We start from the raw sequence: 16,284 nt of genomic DNA on the forward strand, positions 1-16,284 counted from the left end.
GTGCAATGGGATCCGACCCCGCGATACCGATCAGCGCCGGCGCGGCTTTCCGGCCGGGCGGAACTGCTGGCCCTTGCCCTTCTTGCCGCCACGCTCCTGCGCGGTCTCGGCCTGGCGGACCGCCAGCTTGGCGGCGGCGGCGGCCACTTCTTCCTTCAGCTTGAAGTAGTTCAGCAGCCGGCTCTCTTCGATCTCACCTGCGTCGATCGCCGCACGTACGGCACAGCCCGGTTCCTGCTGGTGCTTGCAGTCGTTGAAACGGCACTGTGCGGCCAAAGCCTCGATATCGGCGAAGCCGCCTTCGGACAGCGTCTCTTCACCGGTCGGCTTCAGCTCGCGCATGCCGGGGGTGTCGATCAGGCAGGCGCCGGTCGGCAGCGGCATCAGCGCGCGGTGCGTGGTGGTGTGGCGTCCGCGCGAATCGTTGGCGCGCACCGCGTTGGTCTTCATCCGCTGCTCGCCCAGCAGGGTGTTGGTCAGCGTGGACTTGCCGGCACCGGAGGAACCGACCAGCACCACCGTGCGGCCCGGGCCCAGCCACGGTTGCAGCACCGCCACGCTGTCGGCATCCAGGCCGTTGATCGCATGCAGGGCAATGCCCTGCATCTCCAGCTCTTCCAGCACCGCCAGCGCGTCTTCGCTGTACTCGGTCTGGTCCGCCTTGGTCAGCACCACCACCGGTTCGGCACCGCCACCGCCGACCAGCAGCAGGTAACGCTCGATGCGGCGCGGATTGAAGTCGGCATCCAGGCCACAGACGATGAACACCGTATCGATGTTGGCCGCGATCACCTGCTGGTGGTAATGCTCGCCGGCCGCACCGCGCTTGATCGCGGTACGCCGCGGCAGCAGCGCGACGATGCGGATGCCATCGAGCAGCACCCAGTCACCCACCGCCGGCCGTTCATGGCTGGGGAAGCGCGGGCGCTGCCATTCCGGCAGCGACTCGGCCTTGATCGAGGCGTCCGGGCCATCGGCCACCACGTAGTGGGTACGGTGCTGTTCGATCACCCGTGCCGGGCGGGCCTGCGGGTGCGCGGCCATCGCGGCCTGCCAGTCGGCCTGCTGCGCCGGGCCCGGCCAGGGCCAGCCGATGGTCTGCAGGGCGATGAAATCGGGGGTCTGGGTCATCGCCGCCATTCTACCTGTGACGGCGCCCTGCCAGCCCAGCAATGACGGGCCCGGAGCCCTTGCCATGCATTGCAGCAATTCCGGTAGGATGGAAGCCCCATGCCTTTTGACGGCCCAGCCCCCATGTCCACCAACTCGCCCAAGCCCCTGGCCATCCGCGAGCGCCTTTCCGAAGTGCGCTACGAAATCCGCGGAGAACTGGCGCGGCGAGCCCGGGAGCTGGAGGCGCAGGGCCGCAAGCTGATCAAGCTCAACATCGGCAATCCGGGCGCGTTCGGTTTCCGCGCGCCCGAGCACCTGCAGCGCGCAATCGCCGACGACATGGGCCGCACCGACCCGTACACGCACCAGCAGGGCCTGCCGGTGGCACGTGAAGCCATCGCCAGCTACTACGCCCGCCGTGGCGCGCCCGATGCGCACCCGGACCGCGTCTTCCTCGGCAACGGCGTCAGCGAGCTGATCGACCTGTCACTGCGTGCGCTGCTCAATCCCGGCGACGAAGTGCTGGTGCCCTCGCCCGACTACCCGCTGTGGTCGGCCTCGACCATCCTCAACGATGGCCGTCCGGTGTACTACCGCTGCGCACCGGAGAACGGCTTCCAGCCGGACCCGAGCGAGATCGAGACGCTGGTGTCCTCACGCACCCGCGCCATCGTGCTGATCAATCCGAACAACCCCAGCGGCGCCAGCTACCCGCGCGAGCTGCTGGAGCGTGTGGTGGAGATCGCGCGCCGCCACAACCTGCTGCTGCTGGTCGATGAGATCTACGACCAGATCCTGTACGACGACGCGGTGTTCCAGCCGGTCGCGCCGCTGGCCGGCGACCATCCGTGCCTGACCTTCAGCGGCCTGAGCAAGGTGCACCGCGCCTGCGGCTGGCGCGTGGGCTGGGCCCACCTCAGCGGCGACGATGCCCGCCTGGGTGACTTCCGCGCCGCACTGGACCTGTTGGGCGCGCTGCGCCTGTGCGCCAACGTGCCGGGCCAGTACGCCATCGAGGCTGCGGTGAACGGCCCGGACACCATCTCCGAGCTGTGCGCGCCAGGCGGCCGCCTGTATGAAACCCGCCGCGCGGTGATCGAGGCCTGCGAAGCCAGCGAGCACCTGTCGCTGGTCGCGCCGGCCGGCGCGCTGTACGCGTTCCCGGCCGTGGTCGGCGCTGCTGCCAAGGGCTTCGACGACCACAATTTCGCGCTGGACCTGATGAACGACGAAGGCGTGCTGGTGGTGCCTGGCTCGAGCTTCAACGTGCCCTACCGCCATCATTTCCGCGTGACCCTGATGCCGGAAGCCTCGGTGATGCGCGATGTGTTCGCCCGTATCGACCGTGTGCTGGCGCGCCGTGCCGAGGATGCGACCAAGGTCGTGCCGCTGAAGCCGCGCCGTTCGGTGGCCTGAGCCGTGGCGTTGTCCTACCTGGCGCTGGGCGATTCATACACAATCGGTGAAGCGGTTGCAGTCGAAGGCCGCTGGCCGCACCAGCTGGCCGCCGCGCTGCGTGCGCAGGGCATTGAGCTGTCCGATCCGCAGACCATCGCCACCACCGGCTGGACCACCGACGAACTCGATGCAGGCATCGACGCAGCCGCGCCGCAGGGACCGTTCGATTTCGTCAGCCTGCTGATCGGCGTCAACAACCAGTACCGCGGGCGTCCGCTGGACGAATACCGCAGCCAGTTCCAGGCGCTTCTGCAGCGGGCGATCGGCTTTGCGGGCAGTGATGCCGGCCGCGTGCTGGTGCTGTCCTTCCCCGATTGGGGCGCCACCCCGTTCGGTGCCGGCAGTGGACGTGACTTGGCCGCGATCGAGATCGAGACCGACGAGTTCAATGCCGCCGCCGAGCTGATCAGTACCCGGCACGGCGTGGCCTTCGTCGACATCACCGACATCAGCCGCGCGCAGGGCGAAGACCCGACGATGATCGCCGAGGACGGCCTGCATCCTTCAGCGCGGATGTATGCGCTGTGGAGCGCGCGCGCGCTGCCGGTTGCCGCGCATCTGCTTGGCGGCACGGACTGAAGCGATGGATGGCACGCCACGGAACGGCCCGCCCCTGCCCTGTACTCCCCTGACGGCCCCGCAGGCCCGCTTGATCGCCGAAGCGTTCCGCCCCGCGCAGGCCTGGGGCAGCCGCCGCGACTACTACTACACCCGCGGCAAGCTCGGCAGCGATCCGCTGTACGACGGCGTGCTGCAGCATCTGCCTGATGACGGGCAGCCGGTGCTGGACCTCGGCTGCGGGCTGGGCCTGTTCGCCCATGTACTGCGCCAGCGCGGCGGCACCCAGCGCTACCTGGGCGTGGACGTGGATGCGGGCAAGATCGCCCGCGCGCAGCGTGCCGCCGTCGAGCTGCATGACGTGCGCTTCGACTGCGTGGACGTGCAGGCACCACTGCCGGCGCAGACCGGGCACGTCCTGCTGCTGGACGTGCTGCAATACCTGGACGCGGGCCCGCAGCAGGCACTGCTGCAGGCAGCCAGTGCGCGGGTGGCCCCCGGCGGCTGCCTGCTGCTGCGCACGCCGCTGGCTACCGGCGATGGCCGCGACCGCACCACGCGGGTGGCGGACCGGCTGGCCTGGCTGGTCGGCTGGATGGGCACGCGGCCGCGCCACTACCCCGATCCGGAGGTGCTGCAGACGACGCTTGCCGAAGCGGGATTGCAGGTGACCGCCCCTCGGCCGCTGCACGGGCGTACCCCCTTCAACAGCTGGCTGCTGGTGGCGCACCGGAACCGGTAGCACCGGGCCATGCCCTGCGAGCGCAGCGCCGCCTGTGGCATTCGCCGGGCACGGCCCGGCGCTACCCCATACGTGTCAGCCGGTAGGCAGCTGCGCCTTCAAGCCGCGCTCGTCCAGCGCCTGCAGCACGCGCTCGATGATCGCCAGATTGTGGCCGTGGGCGGCGCCCTCATGCAGCAGCACGATGGCTCCTGGCTGCAGGTCGGGCAACAGCCGCGCCAGCACGCCCTCCGGCGTGCAGCCGACGCCGTCGTAACCGCGGGCACTCCAGCCCACGCGCACCAGGCCCAGCGCCTTCAACACCGGCGCCACGAACGGGTTGGTCATGCCCACCACCGAGCGGTACCAGCGCACCGGATGCCCGCTCAGGGCCTGCAATGCATGCTGGCAGCCTTCGATCTCGGCCCGCATCGCCGCTGGGCCCAGGCGCCAGAAGCGGGCCTGCGGGTGGCTGAGACTGTGATTGCCCAGGTCGTGGCCACGGCGCAGGATCTCGGCCACCAGTTCCGGCTGCGCCAGCGCACGGTCCCCCACCAGGAAGAAGGTCGCACGCGCGTGGTGGCGGTCCAGCAGGTCGAGCACGGCACGGGTTTCCGGGCCGGGGCCGTCATCGATCGTGAGCCAGACACTGTTGCCAGCGTCCGGCACCCGGCTCAGTACCGGCGCGTAGAAACGGCTGTTGGGCAGGAACACCGGCACCATGAACAGCGCATGGCTGGCCACCATCAGCGGCAGCCCCCAGTGCCACCCAGCCTGTACCCAGACCAGGATCACGGCCAGCTGCGACGCCACCAGCCAAGGCAGCCAGCGCCAGGGGCGGGCCGGGATGCGATGCAATGTTCCTGCGTTGCTCATCCCCCATGATGCCATGGGGGTTAGAATTGATGATTCGAATTCCCGGAACCCCGACGTCCATGTCCCTCGATCCCGCCCTGCGTTCGCGCATCGAATCCATCCTCAACGCCAACCGCGTCGTGCTGTTCATGAAGGGCCAGCCGTCGATGCCGCAGTGTGGTTTCTCGGCCAAGGCCGTGGGCGCCCTGCAGGACCTCGGTGTCGAGTTCGCCCACGTCAACGTGCTGGCCGACCAGGAAATCCGTGAAGGCATCAAGGCCTACGGCGACTGGCCGACCATCCCGCAGCTGTACATCGACGGCGAACTGGTCGGCGGCAGCGACATCGTGCTGCAGATGGCCGCCAGCGGCGAGCTGAGCAGCGTGCTGGGCCTGGCCGCACCGGACCGCACCCCGCCGAGCATCACCGTCACCCCCGCCGCTGTGGAAATGCTCAAGGGCGCGCTGGCCGATGCTCCGGGCGCTGCTCTGCAGCTGACCATCGACGCCGGCTTCCAGCCGAACTTCCAGCTGGCCCCGCATGACGAAGGCGCGATCGCTGCCGAATCCAATGGCCTGCGCGTGCAGTTTGATCTGTCCAGCGCCCGTCGCGCCAACGGCATCACCATCGACTGGGTGGACGACATCCGCGGCAAGGGCCTGGCGATCGACAACCCGAACGCGCCGAAGCCGGTGCAGGAAATCAGCGTGCGTGATGCCGACGACCTGGTACGTGCCGGCAACATCACCCTGGTGGACGTGCGCCCGGCCGACGAGCGCGCCATCGCCGCCGTCGGCGTGCCGTTCAAGAGCTTCGACGGCACCGGCCGCGCTGAGCTGGAAGCCCTGCCGAAGGACACCGCTCTGGCCTTCATGTGCCACCACGGCGGCCGCAGCGCACAGGCTGCCGAGCAGTTCCGTGCTCTGGGCTTCACCAAGGTGTTCAACGTCACCGGCGGCATCAATGCCTGGTCCGAAGACGTCGACAACGGCGTGCCGAAGTACTGATCGGCCCTGAAAAAGGGGACGGAGGGGATTAAGTCGTTTGTGCCATAAACGACTTAATCCCCTCCGTCCCCTTTTTCTTAGCCGGCGAACCCGCCTTCGGCCAGGTAATCCAGCTCTTCCGCCGTGGGGAAACGACCGAGCACGGCATTGCGATGCGGGAAACGCGCGAAGCGGCGGATGATGTCGCGGTGCAGTTCGGCGTACTGCAGGTACTCCTTGTCACCCAGCACGTCGAACATCGCCACCGAACGGTCCTGGTCCATCGGATCCTCGGAGTGCTCGAACGGCAGGTAGATGAAGGCGCGCAGCTTTGGTACCAGCTGCAGGTCCAGGCCTTCCTCGATGGCGCGCATGGCGTAGTGCCGGGCCAGGCCATCGGTGGCGTAGGAATGGGCGGTCCCACGGAAGCAGTTGCGCGGGAACTGGTCCAGCAGCAGCATCAGCGCCAGTGCGCCTTCGGCGCTGCCCAGCCAATGCTCGCGCGCGCGCGAAGCCGCGGCGAAATGCTCGTCCAGGAACAACTGGCGGAACTGCGCGTCGAACGCATCGTCGCGGGCGAACCACTTCGCAGGGCCCGCTTCTTTCCAGAATTCCACCACTTGCGCGGCAACGTCCATCACCTACTCCCCAGGGCCGGCGCGCCGCGCCAGGCCATCATCATCATTCGTCGAAGCGCAGGTGGCGGACCGACTTGCCGTTGCGCCGGATAAGCTTAAGCGCCTCGATACCGATCTGGATATGGTTTTCCACGAACTGGGAGCTGACCTTGGCATCGGAGGCCTCGGTCTTGACCCCATCGGGGATCATCGGCTGGTCCGAGACCAGCAGCAGCGCACCACTGGGGATGTGGTTGGCGAAGCCGGCGGCGAACACCGTGGCCGTTTCCATGTCGATGGCCATGCAGCGCATCGCCCGCAGCCGCTCCTTGAAGGCCTCGTCGTGTTCCCATACCCGGCGGTTGGTGGTGTAGACGGTGCCGGTCCAGTAGTCGTGGCCGAGGTCGCGGATCATGGTCGAGACCGCACGCTGCAGCGCGAACGCCGGCAACGCCGGGACTTCCGGCGGCAGGTAATCGCCCGAGGTACCCTCGCCCCGGATCGCAGCGATCGGCAGCACCAGGTCGCCCAGCTGGTTCTTGCGCTTGAGGCCACCGCACTTGCCCAGGAACAGCACCGCCTTGGGCATCACCGCCGACAGCAGGTCCATGATGATCGCGGCATTGGGGCTGCCCATGCCGAAGTTGATCATGGTGATGCCGTCGATCGTAGCGCTGGCCATCGGCCGGTCCAGGCCGATGACGGGCGCACCGGTCAGTTCGGAAAAGGTGTGCAGGTAGCCGCCGAAGTTGGTCAGCAGGATGTGCTGGCCGAACTGGTCCAGGGGCACGCCGGTATACCGGGGCAGCCAGTTGTCGACGATTTCCTGCTTGCTCTTCATGGGCGGTCCGGTACGGCGGGGGGACCGGGTATTTTCAGCCACCCGGCCGGTGCCGTCGAGCCACCGTCGGCAGGCCTGTGAAGAAGGTCACTTGGCAAGCCCGCCACCACCGGGCTAGCGTCGGCGGTTGGACCAGGCTGCAAGGGGAACTGCATGGCATCGACGTTGTTGCGCGCCGGGGTGGCCCTGGCACTGCTTTCATTGAGTACGGCTCCGGCGGTGGGCGCCTCGCGCTTCGTCGCCGATCCCTACCCCAGCACCTACCAGGCCCATCCTGATGCGCCGGTGCTGATCCAGAACGCCACGGTGCTGACCGGTACCGGCCAGCGCCTGGACAACGCCGACGTGCTGCTGCGCGACGGCCGCATCGTCGCCGTTGGCCGCCAGCTGCAGGCCGATGCCGGCGTCACCCGCCTTGATGCACAGGGCAAGTGGGTCACCCCCGGTCTGATCGACGTGCATTCGCATCTGGGTGTCTACCCCAGCCCGGGCGTTGGCGCGCACAGCGACGGCAACGAGGTCACCGCACCGGTCACCGCCAATGTCTGGGCCGAGCACTCGGTGTGGCCGCAGGACCCGGGCTTCGCCACCGCGCTGGCCGGCGGCGTGACCAGCATGCAGGTGCTGCCCGGCTCGGCCAACCTGGTCGGCGGCCGCGGCGTGACCCTGAAGAACGTTCCGGCCATCACCTACCAGGCGATGAAGTTCCCCGGCGCACCGTGGGGCCTGAAGATGGCCTGCGGCGAGAACCCCAAGCGGGTCTACGGCGAAGGCAAGGGCGTGGCCCCGGCCACGCGCATGGGCAACGTGGCCGGCTACCGGGCCGCCTTCATCGATGCCGCCGACTACATCGCCAAGAACAAGCCCAAGCCGGCCAAGCGCAAGGGCTGGTTCGGCAGCGACAAGGGCGACAGCGCCGGGGATGCCGGCGGCAAGCGCGATCTCAAGCTGGACACGCTGGCCGGCGCCATCGAAGGCGACATCCGCGTGCACATCCACTGCTACCGCGCCGACGAAATGGCCACCATGCTCGACCTGGCCAAGGAGTTCGGTTTCAAGGTAGCCGCCTTCCACCACGGCGTGGAGGCCTACAAGCTGGCCGACCGGCTGGCCGCCGACGGCGTCTGCGGCGCGCTGTGGGCCGACTGGTGGGGCTTCAAGATGGAAGCCTTCGACGGCATCCAGGAGAACATCGCGCTGGTTGACCGGCCAAAGAACAGCTGTGCCATCGTCCATTCCGATTCCCCCGAGGGCATCCAGCGCCTCAACCAGGAAGCGGCCAAGGTGATGGCCTCGGCGCGCCGCGCGCGCATGCCGGAGATCACGCCCGAGCATGCCATCACCTGGATGACCGCCAACGCCGCCAGGGCGCTGGGCATCGAGGGCCAGACAGGCACCCTGGAGGCCGGCAAGATGGCCGACGTCGTGGTGTGGAACGGCAACCCCTTCAGTTCCTATGCGCTGGCCGAGCAGGTCTTCATTGATGGCCGCAGGCTGTACGACCGCGGCGTGCCGGCGAGCACACCGCGTTCCGATTTCCAGCTTGGCCAGGAGGTGCGCTGATGAGCGTGTTGAACGAGCGTCGCCGGGCATGGCCCGGCGCTACCGTGGTGGCATTGTTGTTGCTGGCAACCACGGCATCTGCGCAGGACCTGCTGGTACGCAACGCGACGGTGCATACGGCCAGCACGCGCGGCAGCCTGCAGAACGCCGATGTGCTGGTCCAGGGCGGCGTCATCCGCGCAGTCGGCACCGGCCTGTCCGCACCGGCCGGAGCGACCGTGGTCGAAGCCAACGGCCGGCCGCTGACCCCGGCCCTGTTCGGGGGCATCACCGAGACCGGCATCGAAGAGGTCTCGGGTGAATCGAGCACGGTGGACAGTTCGCTGAAGCTCGGCGAGCAGCCGTTGCGCCCGGAGTTCGACGTCACCCTGGCCTACAACCCGGCCTCGGTGCTGATTCCGGTGACGCGGCTGGAGGGCTTCGGCTTCACCGCACTTGGCGCCGCCACCGGTGGCGGCTTCGTGGCCGGCCAGGGCGGTGTGATGCGGCTGGACGGCAGCGTCGACCCGATCGGCCCGCGCGCACTGTTCCTGCGCCTGGGCTCGGCGGCATCGGAGCTGACCGGGCATTCGCGCGCCGCGCAATGGATGCTGCTGCAGCAGATGGTCGACGAAGCACGCGGCCAGGTTGCTGCGGATTCGCCGCACGCGCTGTTGACCCCGGCCGGGCGCCGCACGCTCAGCCGCTACCTGGCCGGCCAGGGCCGCATCGTGGTGGAGGTCGATCGTGCATCGGACATCCGCCAGCTGCTGCGCTGGGCCGCGCGCGAGAAGGTGAAGATCGCGATTGCCGGTGCCGGCGAAGCCTGGCAGGTCGCGCCGGAGCTTGCCGCCGCACAGGTGCCGGTGTTCGTTGACGTGCTGGCCAACCTGCCGGCCAGCTTCGACCAGCTCGGTGCCACCCTGGAAAACGCCGCGCGCCTGCAGCGTGCCGGCGTGGCGGTTTCCTTCGTGCAGCGCGGCGACGCCACCCACAACGCGCGCAAGATGCGCCAGCTGGCCGGCAACGCGGTGGCCAACGGCCTGCCGTGGGCCGATGGCCTGGCCGGGCTGACCCGGGTGCCCGCACAGGCATTCGGGGTGGCCGACCAGATCGGCAGCATCGAGCCGGGCAAGCGCGCCGATCTGGTGCTGTGGGAAGGTGATCCGCTGGACGTGGCGCACTATGCCGAACAGGTCTGGCTGGGCGGCCGTGCGATGCCGATGCGCTCGCGCCAGACCGACCTGCGCGACCGCTACCTGCAGCGCAACGCGCAGCCCTGACCACACACGAGGACACACCGATGGCGACACTGCGCTGGTACTTCGACTTCGTCTCGCCCTACTCCTACCTCCACTGGCAGAAGCTGAAGCAGTTGCCGCAGTTCGCGCAGATCCAGACCGTGCCGATCGCCTTCGGTGCGGTGCTGCATCACCTGGGCAACCTGGGGCCGGCGGAAATCCCCGCCAAACGCCGCTTTGCGTATCGCCACCTGCAGTGGACCGCGCAGGCCGAGGGCACCCCGATGCGCTTCCCGCCCGGCCATCCGTTCAATCCGTTATCGGCGCTGCGCCTGTGCCTGGCCGCCGGGGCCAGCGCACAGGCAGTGGACCTGCTGTTCGACTGGATCTGGCGCGATGGCCATGCCGGTGACAGCGCCGAGGCCCTGCGCGAACCGGGGGCGCAGCTGGGCATCGCGGATGTCGCGGCTGCCATTGCCGATCCGGCGGTGAAGGAGCAGCTGCGGCGCAACACGGAGGCCGCCATCAGCGCGGGCGTGTTCGGGGTCCCGACCCTGGCCATCGACCAGGAACTGTTCTGGGGCAACGACGCCCATCCCCTGATGGCGGCCGTACTGGCTGATCCGGCCCTGCTGCTGCAGCCCGAATGGCAACGCCTGGACAGCCTGCCGGTGGCGGTGCAGCGCAATCGCTGAACAGGACGGGGCGCGTTTCCCTCGCGCGCCCGCCCAGGTTTTGAGATAGTTTTCACATTTCCGAACCTACAACCGCCCTGGAGGGGGAGCCGCGGATGCGCATCGGAATCGTCGTCGACTCGGCCTGCGACCTGCCGCAGGACTTCATTGCCGAGCACAACATCGTGCTGCTGCCGATCACCGTCCGCATCGGCGAAGCCGTGCTGGCCGATCACCGCGATGAGCAGGCCACGCTGAGCTTCCTGCACGCGCACGTGGCCGAGCATGGTGCTGAAGCGGAAACCATCCCGTTCAGCGTCAACCAGATCCGCGACCTGTTCCTGCAGCAGCTGGTGATCGATTACGACCACGTGTTCTGCATGACCATCACCAAGACCCGCAGCCCGATCCATGACAACGCGCTGCAGGCCAGCTTCGCCATCCTCAACGACTACAAGCCGGTGCGTCAGGCAGCGGGCTACAACTCGCCGTTCGCGCTGCGCGTGCTCGACACCCAGAACCTGTTCGCTGCCCAGGCGGTGACCGCGGTGGAAGCCGTGCGCCTGCGCGACAGCAATGCCAGCGTGCAGCAGATCCGCGAGCGGCTGGAGGAACTGGCCAGCAACGTGCACGGCTACATGGTCACCCGTGACCTGTACTACATGCGCGCGCGTGCGCGGCACAAGGGCGACCGCAGTGTCGGCCTGCTCAGCGCCGCCCTGGGCAGCGCGCTGGACATCAAGCCGGTGCTGCATGGCTACCGCGGCGAGACCGGGCCAGTCGCCAAGATCAAGGGATTCGACAATGCCGTGCAGAAGCTGTTCGCGGTCGTCGGCCAGCGCGTGCGTGCCGGGCTGATGACACCGACGGTGTGCGTCAGCTACGGCGGTGAGCTGGAAGAGCTGCGCACCCTGCCCGGCTACGCACAGCTGAAAGAGGTCTGCGCCACCCATGGCGTGACCGTGTACGAATCGGTGATGAGCCTGACCGGCATGGTCAACGTCGGCAAAGGCGCGGTCACCGTGGGCTTCGCCGATGGGCCGCATCGGTTCGAGTGAGGCCCCATCACGGCGCGAATCTGCACATCGATTCCACCGCGGCTGTGCCAGTCTTGCCTCACTTCAAGGAGAACTCCATGCCTGCGCAGTACCACATCAGCCTGCCCGACCCGTCCAAGGCCCGTGGCAATGACCCTGACCTGTCCTTCCATTCGCAGGGCGCCGCCGGCTTCGCCGAAGAGCTGCAGGACGCTCTGCGCAGCGGCACGCTGTTCGAGCGCTGGAAGGCCAAGCAGCCCGACCCGGATGCGGTGGAACCGCAGTGGGGCGTGACCGATCCGGACGCCACCGTGACCGGCGAGCAGAAGGACCTGCGCATCAACCTGGTCGCCACCACCCGCATCGACAGTGACGTGTTCAAGCAGCGCCTGCGCCTGCTGGCCGGCCACCATTGGGAACTGCGCGACGTGCGTTGAGGCCCTGCTCTGGTAGATGCCAACCTTGGTTGGCGCTTCAAAAAAGGCCGCCAACCAAGGTTGGCAACTACTGGGACACGAGGTAGTGCCGGCCGCTGGCCGGCATCCACACGCGCCATGAAAATGCCGGCCAGCGGCCGGCACTACCAGCCGCCGCCCAACGCGCGGTACAGCTCCACCCGAGCGATCGCAGCCGTGGCCTGGCTGTTGGCCAGCGCAGCCTGGTTGTCCAGCGCAATGCGCTGGGTGGTCAGCACGTCCAGCATGTCGACCACGCCGGCCTGGTACTGCCGGCGCGCCGCCCCCAGTGCGGTCTCGCTCTCATCCACCGCCACGTGCAGCTGCACGGTGCGCTGCTGTTCGGCGGCGTAGCCATCGATGGCATCGTCCACTTCATGCCATGCCTGCAGCACCGTGCGCTGGAACTGCAGGGACGACTGTTGCTGCTGCAGCTTGCTCAACGCGAGGTTTGCCTTCAGCCTGCCGCCCTGGAAGATCGGCAGGCTGATCGACGGCCCGATGCTGAAGCGATGTGCGTTCCAACCATCCAGATCATCGAGCTGCTTGGCCTGGAAGCCCGCGTCGCCGTTCAAGGTGATGCGCGGCAGGAAACTGGCCTTGGCCACGCCGATGCCGGCCGTTGCGGCATGCAACGCCGCTTCGGCACGACGGATGTCCGGGCGACGCCCGGCCAGTTCGCTGGGCAGCCCCACCGCAACGGCCGGCAGTGCAGGCCAGTCGCGGCGTGCATTCTGCAGCTGCGCATCCAGTGCCTGCGGAGGCTGCGCCAGCAGGAACGCCAGTGCATTGCGCAGCTGCGATTCACGATGCCGCAGTGGCGCGATGCGTGCCTGCAGCGATGCCACCTGCGCGGACGCGCTGGACACCTGCAGCGTGCTGGCCACGCCTTGGCGTTGGCGCGCTTCGGTCAGGCGCTTGATGTCGAGGGCGATACTGAGGTTGTCCTCGGTAATCGCCAGCAGCTGCCGCGACGCACGCAGCTGCAGGTAATCACGCGCGGTTTCCGCCAGCAGCGCGATGCGCACTGCATGTGCATCCTCCTCGGCCATCTGCACGCGCGCGTCGGCCGCTTCCACCTGCCGGCGCACGCGGCCCCACAGGTCCAGCTCCCAGCTCAGGCCGATACCGGCCTGGAACAGCCCGTAGTCATCACGACCGCCGTTGCCGGATGGATCGTTCAAGCCCACCTCGCTGTTGCGTGCGCGTGCGCCGCTGGCGGTTGCGCTGACGCTGGGCAGACGGTCGGCGGCGGTGATGCCGCGTGCAGCGCGGCTCTGCTGCACGCGGTTGGCCGCCAGCTGCAGGTCCAGGTTGGCCGCCAGCACCTGGCTGGCCAGCTGGCCCAGCAGCGGATCGTCGAAACCGGCCCACCAGGCCGCGTCCTGGTCGATGGCGTTGCCGGCGACAGCCTCACCCTGCCAATGGCTGGGCAGTTCCGCCTGCGGGCGTACGAAGTCCGGACCCATCGTGCAGGCAGCCAGGGCCGTACACAGGGTCGCCGCAACGAAGGTGCGGAATACAGTGACTGCGCTCATGCACCCTCCCCGCTCTTGTGGCCCGGACTGTGCTGCGCGCTCTGCGCGCGCGCGCGGCTGCCCAGATCGACACTGGCTTCCACCGACATGCCGGCACGCAGCTGGTCCAGCAGCGGCTGGCCCGGCTCCAGCACGATCTTCACCGGAATGCGCTGCACCACCTTGGTGAAGTTGCCGGTGGCGTTCTCCGGTGCGACGGCAGCAAAGGTGACGCCGGTGGCCGGTGCAATGCTGTCGATGTGCCCGCGCAGCGGCTTGCCCGGGAACACGTCCACCTTCAGTTCGACCTGCTGGCCGGCCTGCATGCGGGTCATCTGCGTTTCCTGGAAGTTGGCGACCACGAAGGCACGCTTCAGCGGCACCACCGCGGCCACCGGGGTGCCCGGGGTCAGGTAGGCACCCACGCGCACTGCGCGGCGACCGACCATGCCATCGATCGGCGCGCGCAGCACGGTGTGCGACAGATCCAGTTCGGCGCGCGCCTGCGCCGCTTCTGCACGCTGCACCGCCGCCTGCGCGGCCTGCACGCCCGCGCTGAGGATGTCGGTGCGCTGGCGTGCGGTCGACAGCGCGGCCTGGCCCTGCTGCAGATGCGCACTGGCCACGGCCTGCTTCGACTGCGCCTGCTGCGCGTTCTGCACGGTACCGGCGCCGTCACGGGCCAGTTCGCGGTAGCGCTGCTGGTCGGCACTGGCCAGGGTCAGTTCGGAACGGCTGACATCGACGCTGGCCCTGGCCTGCTCGATCAGCGAGTCCTGCTGGGCCAGTGCGGCCTGCGCATTGGCCAGCTGTGCACGGGCATTGGCGAGGTCGGCACGGGCCGCCTGCAGGGCGACCTGGTAGTCGCGGTCGTCGATGCGGGCGAGCACGTCGCCGGCCTTCACCGACTGGTTGTCTTCTACTTCCACGGCACTGACGAAGCCAGGAATCTTCGGCGCCACCAGGGTGTAGTCAGCCACCACGTACGCATTGTTGGTGGTCTGGTGGCCGCCATCGCGCAGCAGCAGCCAGGCGCCGATGGCCAGGGCCAGCACGCCCAGGCCCAGGCCGGTGTTGAGAGTGGTTCGATTGATCGTCATGAGGGAATTCCTGCGAAAGGTTCAGGCCACGGCACGTGGCGGATGGATGCGGGTGGGCATCCAGGCAATGAGGGGAATGAAGGCCAGCGCCACCAGTGCGACCACCCAGTACAGGTCGGCCGAGGTCAGCGCCTGTACCTGTGCATGCAGGCGCGCGCCCAGCTGCGGGCCATCGGCCAGCCACGGTTGCTCGCCAAGGCGGTCGACCAGCACGGTGGAATGGAAATGACGGCGGCCCTGGGCGACGGCATCCAGTACGCCGCTGGCGAGTACTGCAGCGAAACCCTTGACCGTGTTGAACCACGCCGAGGCGAACGGGCCGTCCTGTGGCGCCAGGCCGCCGGTGGCCAGCATCAGCAGCGGCAGCACCGCCATCGGCTGGGCAAACACCTGCAGCAGCTGCACCCACAGGAAGTTGTCGCGGATCCAGGCCACGTCCAGGTGCGAGCCCAGCCAGCAGGCCAGCGCCAGCATCGCCAGGCCGGTGGCCTGCACCCAGCGGCAGTCCACCGCGCGGATGTTCAACAGGGCCGCCACCATCGGCAGCGCGATCACCTGTGGCAGTGCCACCCACAGCAGCATCGGAGCCGTCTGCAGCGGCCGGTAGCCCTGCACGCTGGCAAGGAAGCCGGACGGGATGGAGATCACCGCCAGCAGCACGAACAGCACGCCGCCCAGCGTCACCAGCGAGTAGCTGAGGTTGCGGTTGGCCAGCAGCTGCAGCTTGAAGAACGGCAAGGGGTGGAACCATTCATTGATCATGAACAGCACCATCAGGCCGGCACCGCCACCGATCATCATCATGATCATCGGCGAGTCGAACCAGTTCAGGCGTGGGCCCTGCACCAGGCCCAGCACCAGCAGCACCAGCGCTGGCAGGCCCAGCAGCAGGCCAACCGTATCGAACTGGGCGAAGCGTTCGAGTCGCAGCGGGTCCTGCGGCAGGCCCCAGCCGACCATCGCCATGGCAGCCAGGCAATACGGCACGATCTGCCAGAACGCCCAGTGCCAGCCCACCTGCTCGACCCAGAATGCAGCCAGTGGCGTGCCCATGCTCGGGCCGAAGGTAGCGGTCAACGCGTAGCCCGCCAGGCCATACAGCTTGATGCCGGGCGGCAGGAAGCGCAGGGCCACACTCATCAGCAGCGGCGGCAGTGCACCACCGCACAGGCCCTGCAATGCGCGCAGCAGCAGGAACACCTGCAGGTTAGGGGCAAGCGGGCACAGCACGCCCAGCACCATGAAGCCGCCGATCATCGCCAATGCGAAGCGGCGCAGCGAGAAGGTGGCGGCGCACCACGGGGCGAAGGCCATCGCGCTGACCGACATCGCGCTGTAGAGGGCGACGATCCAGCTGCCGTCATCGACGCTGAAACCCATCGCGCCACGGATGTCGGCCAGGGCGACCTTGGTGATGTTCTCGTTGAAGCCCGACACCAGCACCGCCAGCAGCACGCCACACAGGCCGACCAGGACGCGGCGGTCGAGCCCGGGGGCGGCGGCAGGACGGGGGGCTGCGGCGACCGGGACAGCGGCAGCCGGCGTACTCATCGCCGGGCACCGATCCGT

16 protein-coding genes are annotated in these 16,284 nt (G+C 68.4%); 9 read left to right on the forward strand and 7 right to left on the reverse strand.

Annotated elements, in window-relative coordinates:
• Nucleotides 1–30: 30 nt before the first annotated feature.
• The gene (gene rsgA, locus EZ304_RS07695; protein WP_032965961.1) at nucleotides 31–1,140 is read right to left on the reverse strand and encodes a ribosome small subunit-dependent GTPase A; all 1,110 of its coding nucleotides are present in this window, start codon (nucleotides 1,138–1,140) and stop codon (nucleotides 31–33) included.
• A 114-nt stretch (nucleotides 1,141–1,254) separates the two neighbouring features.
• Here rsgA and EZ304_RS07700 point away from each other — a divergent pair, with 114 nt between their 5' ends.
• The 3 genes from EZ304_RS07700 to EZ304_RS07710 are packed head-to-tail and all read left to right on the forward strand — an operon-like array spanning nucleotide 1,255 to nucleotide 3,871.
• On the forward strand, nucleotides 1,255–2,529 hold the full coding sequence (locus EZ304_RS07700; RefSeq protein ID WP_099552006.1) for a pyridoxal phosphate-dependent aminotransferase: 1,275 nt from the start codon (nucleotides 1,255–1,257) through the stop codon (nucleotides 2,527–2,529).
• Nucleotides 2,530–2,532: 3 nt separating this feature from the next.
• Nucleotides 2,533–3,150 (forward strand): SGNH/GDSL hydrolase family protein, encoded by a 618-nt coding sequence (locus tag EZ304_RS07705; protein ID WP_142806719.1) that lies wholly within the window; start codon nucleotides 2,533–2,535, stop codon nucleotides 3,148–3,150.
• A gap of 4 nt (nucleotides 3,151–3,154) precedes the next feature.
• Nucleotides 3,155–3,871, forward strand: coding sequence for a class I SAM-dependent methyltransferase (locus tag EZ304_RS07710; protein ID WP_099552008.1), 717 nt, complete (start codon nucleotides 3,155–3,157; stop codon nucleotides 3,869–3,871).
• Nucleotides 3,872–3,946: 75 nt separating this feature from the next.
• Here EZ304_RS07710 and EZ304_RS07715 read toward each other — a convergent pair whose 3' ends face one another.
• Entirely contained in the window at nucleotides 3,947–4,726 is a 780-nt protein-coding gene (locus EZ304_RS07715; protein ID WP_099552009.1) for a polysaccharide deacetylase family protein, read from the reverse strand.
• Between the two features lie 59 nt (nucleotides 4,727–4,785).
• Between EZ304_RS07715 and grxD the strand changes: the two genes are divergently transcribed.
• Entirely contained in the window at nucleotides 4,786–5,712 is a 927-nt protein-coding gene (grxD, locus tag EZ304_RS07720; protein ID WP_142806720.1) for a Grx4 family monothiol glutaredoxin, read from the forward strand.
• Between the two features lie 77 nt (nucleotides 5,713–5,789).
• On the opposite strand, the gene EZ304_RS07725 is transcribed toward grxD, so the two are convergent.
• On the reverse strand, nucleotides 5,790–6,329 hold the full coding sequence (locus tag EZ304_RS07725; RefSeq protein ID WP_142806721.1) for a DUF924 family protein: 540 nt from the start codon (nucleotides 6,327–6,329) through the stop codon (nucleotides 5,790–5,792).
• 43 nt (nucleotides 6,330–6,372) lie between these two features.
• Nucleotides 6,373–7,149 (reverse strand): AMP nucleosidase, encoded by a 777-nt coding sequence (locus tag EZ304_RS07730; protein ID WP_005414446.1) that lies wholly within the window; start codon nucleotides 7,147–7,149, stop codon nucleotides 6,373–6,375.
• Between the two features lie 153 nt (nucleotides 7,150–7,302).
• Here EZ304_RS07730 and EZ304_RS07735 point away from each other — a divergent pair, with 153 nt between their 5' ends.
• The 5 genes from EZ304_RS07735 (at nucleotide 7,303) to EZ304_RS07755 (ending at nucleotide 12,080) form a co-directional block, all read left to right on the forward strand.
• Entirely contained in the window at nucleotides 7,303–8,712 is a 1,410-nt protein-coding gene (locus EZ304_RS07735) for an amidohydrolase (protein ID WP_099552012.1), read from the forward strand.
• Entirely contained in the window at nucleotides 8,712–9,974 is a 1,263-nt protein-coding gene (locus tag EZ304_RS07740; RefSeq protein WP_142806722.1) for an amidohydrolase family protein, read from the forward strand. Before EZ304_RS07735 ends, EZ304_RS07740 begins: the two co-directional genes overlap by 1 nt.
• A 20-nt stretch (nucleotides 9,975–9,994) precedes the next feature.
• Nucleotides 9,995–10,627, forward strand: a complete 633-nt coding sequence (locus EZ304_RS07745; protein WP_099552014.1) for a 2-hydroxychromene-2-carboxylate isomerase — start codon at nucleotides 9,995–9,997, stop codon at nucleotides 10,625–10,627.
• A 95-nt stretch (nucleotides 10,628–10,722) separates the two neighbouring features.
• Nucleotides 10,723–11,664, forward strand: a complete 942-nt coding sequence (locus EZ304_RS07750) for a DegV family protein (protein WP_099552015.1) — start codon at nucleotides 10,723–10,725, stop codon at nucleotides 11,662–11,664.
• Between the two features lie 77 nt (nucleotides 11,665–11,741).
• A complete protein-coding gene (locus EZ304_RS07755; protein ID WP_006469105.1) occupies nucleotides 11,742–12,080 on the forward strand; it encodes a hypothetical protein in 339 nt (112 codons plus the stop codon).
• 143 nt (nucleotides 12,081–12,223) lie between these two features.
• Here the strand turns inward: EZ304_RS07755 and EZ304_RS07760 are convergent, their stop codons facing one another.
• From EZ304_RS07760 to EZ304_RS07770, 3 genes are read right to left on the reverse strand one after another with little or no spacing between them, the layout of a single operon-like run.
• Nucleotides 12,224–13,636 carry an efflux transporter outer membrane subunit gene (locus EZ304_RS07760; protein WP_142806723.1) on the reverse strand — a complete coding sequence of 471 codons (1,413 nt, stop codon included), beginning with the start codon at nucleotides 13,634–13,636 and terminating at the stop codon, nucleotides 12,224–12,226.
• Nucleotides 13,633–14,715, reverse strand: a complete 1,083-nt coding sequence (locus EZ304_RS07765; RefSeq protein WP_142806724.1) for an HlyD family secretion protein — start codon at nucleotides 14,713–14,715, stop codon at nucleotides 13,633–13,635. Before EZ304_RS07765 ends, EZ304_RS07760 begins: the two co-directional genes overlap by 4 nt.
• A gap of 21 nt (nucleotides 14,716–14,736) precedes the next feature.
• Entirely contained in the window at nucleotides 14,737–16,266 is a 1,530-nt protein-coding gene (locus EZ304_RS07770; protein WP_099552018.1) for an MFS transporter, read from the reverse strand.
• Nucleotides 16,267–16,284 lie beyond the last annotated feature (18 nt).

It is taken from the genome of Stenotrophomonas maltophilia (assembly GCF_006974125.1).
Taxonomy (GTDB): Bacteria; Pseudomonadota; Gammaproteobacteria; order Xanthomonadales; family Xanthomonadaceae; genus Stenotrophomonas; species Stenotrophomonas maltophilia_O.

Bases quoted from the DNA above. Each gene is read 5' to 3' on its own strand.
- EZ304_RS07755 (WP_006469105.1), top strand. From the start codon at position 11,742: ATGCCTGCGCAGTACCACATCAGCCTGCCCGACCCGTCCAAGGCCCGT.
- EZ304_RS07735 (WP_099552012.1), top strand. From the start codon at position 7,303: ATGGCATCGACGTTGTTGCGCGCCGGGGTGGCCCTGGCACTGCTTTCA.
- EZ304_RS07745 (WP_099552014.1), top strand. From the start codon at position 9,995: ATGGCGACACTGCGCTGGTACTTCGACTTCGTCTCGCCCTACTCCTAC.
- EZ304_RS07710 (WP_099552008.1), top strand. From the start codon at position 3,155: ATGGATGGCACGCCACGGAACGGCCCGCCCCTGCCCTGTACTCCCCTG.
- EZ304_RS07750 (WP_099552015.1), top strand. From the start codon at position 10,723: ATGCGCATCGGAATCGTCGTCGACTCGGCCTGCGACCTGCCGCAGGAC.
- EZ304_RS07725 (WP_142806721.1), bottom strand. From the start codon at position 6,329: ATGGACGTTGCCGCGCAAGTGGTGGAATTCTGGAAAGAAGCGGGCCCT.
- EZ304_RS07770 (WP_099552018.1), bottom strand. From the start codon at position 16,266: ATGAGTACGCCGGCTGCCGCTGTCCCGGTCGCCGCAGCCCCCCGTCCT.
- EZ304_RS07740 (WP_142806722.1), top strand. From the start codon at position 8,712: ATGAGCGTGTTGAACGAGCGTCGCCGGGCATGGCCCGGCGCTACCGTG.
- EZ304_RS07715 (WP_099552009.1), bottom strand. From the start codon at position 4,726: ATGAGCAACGCAGGAACATTGCATCGCATCCCGGCCCGCCCCTGGCGC.
- EZ304_RS07700 (WP_099552006.1), top strand. From the start codon at position 1,255: ATGTCCACCAACTCGCCCAAGCCCCTGGCCATCCGCGAGCGCCTTTCC.
- EZ304_RS07730 (WP_005414446.1), bottom strand. From the start codon at position 7,149: ATGAAGAGCAAGCAGGAAATCGTCGACAACTGGCTGCCCCGGTATACC.
- EZ304_RS07765 (WP_142806724.1), bottom strand. From the start codon at position 14,715: ATGACGATCAATCGAACCACTCTCAACACCGGCCTGGGCCTGGGCGTG.
- grxD (WP_142806720.1), top strand. From the start codon at position 4,786: ATGTCCCTCGATCCCGCCCTGCGTTCGCGCATCGAATCCATCCTCAAC.
- EZ304_RS07760 (WP_142806723.1), bottom strand. From the start codon at position 13,636: ATGAGCGCAGTCACTGTATTCCGCACCTTCGTTGCGGCGACCCTGTGT.
- rsgA (WP_032965961.1), bottom strand. From the start codon at position 1,140: ATGGCGGCGATGACCCAGACCCCCGATTTCATCGCCCTGCAGACCATC.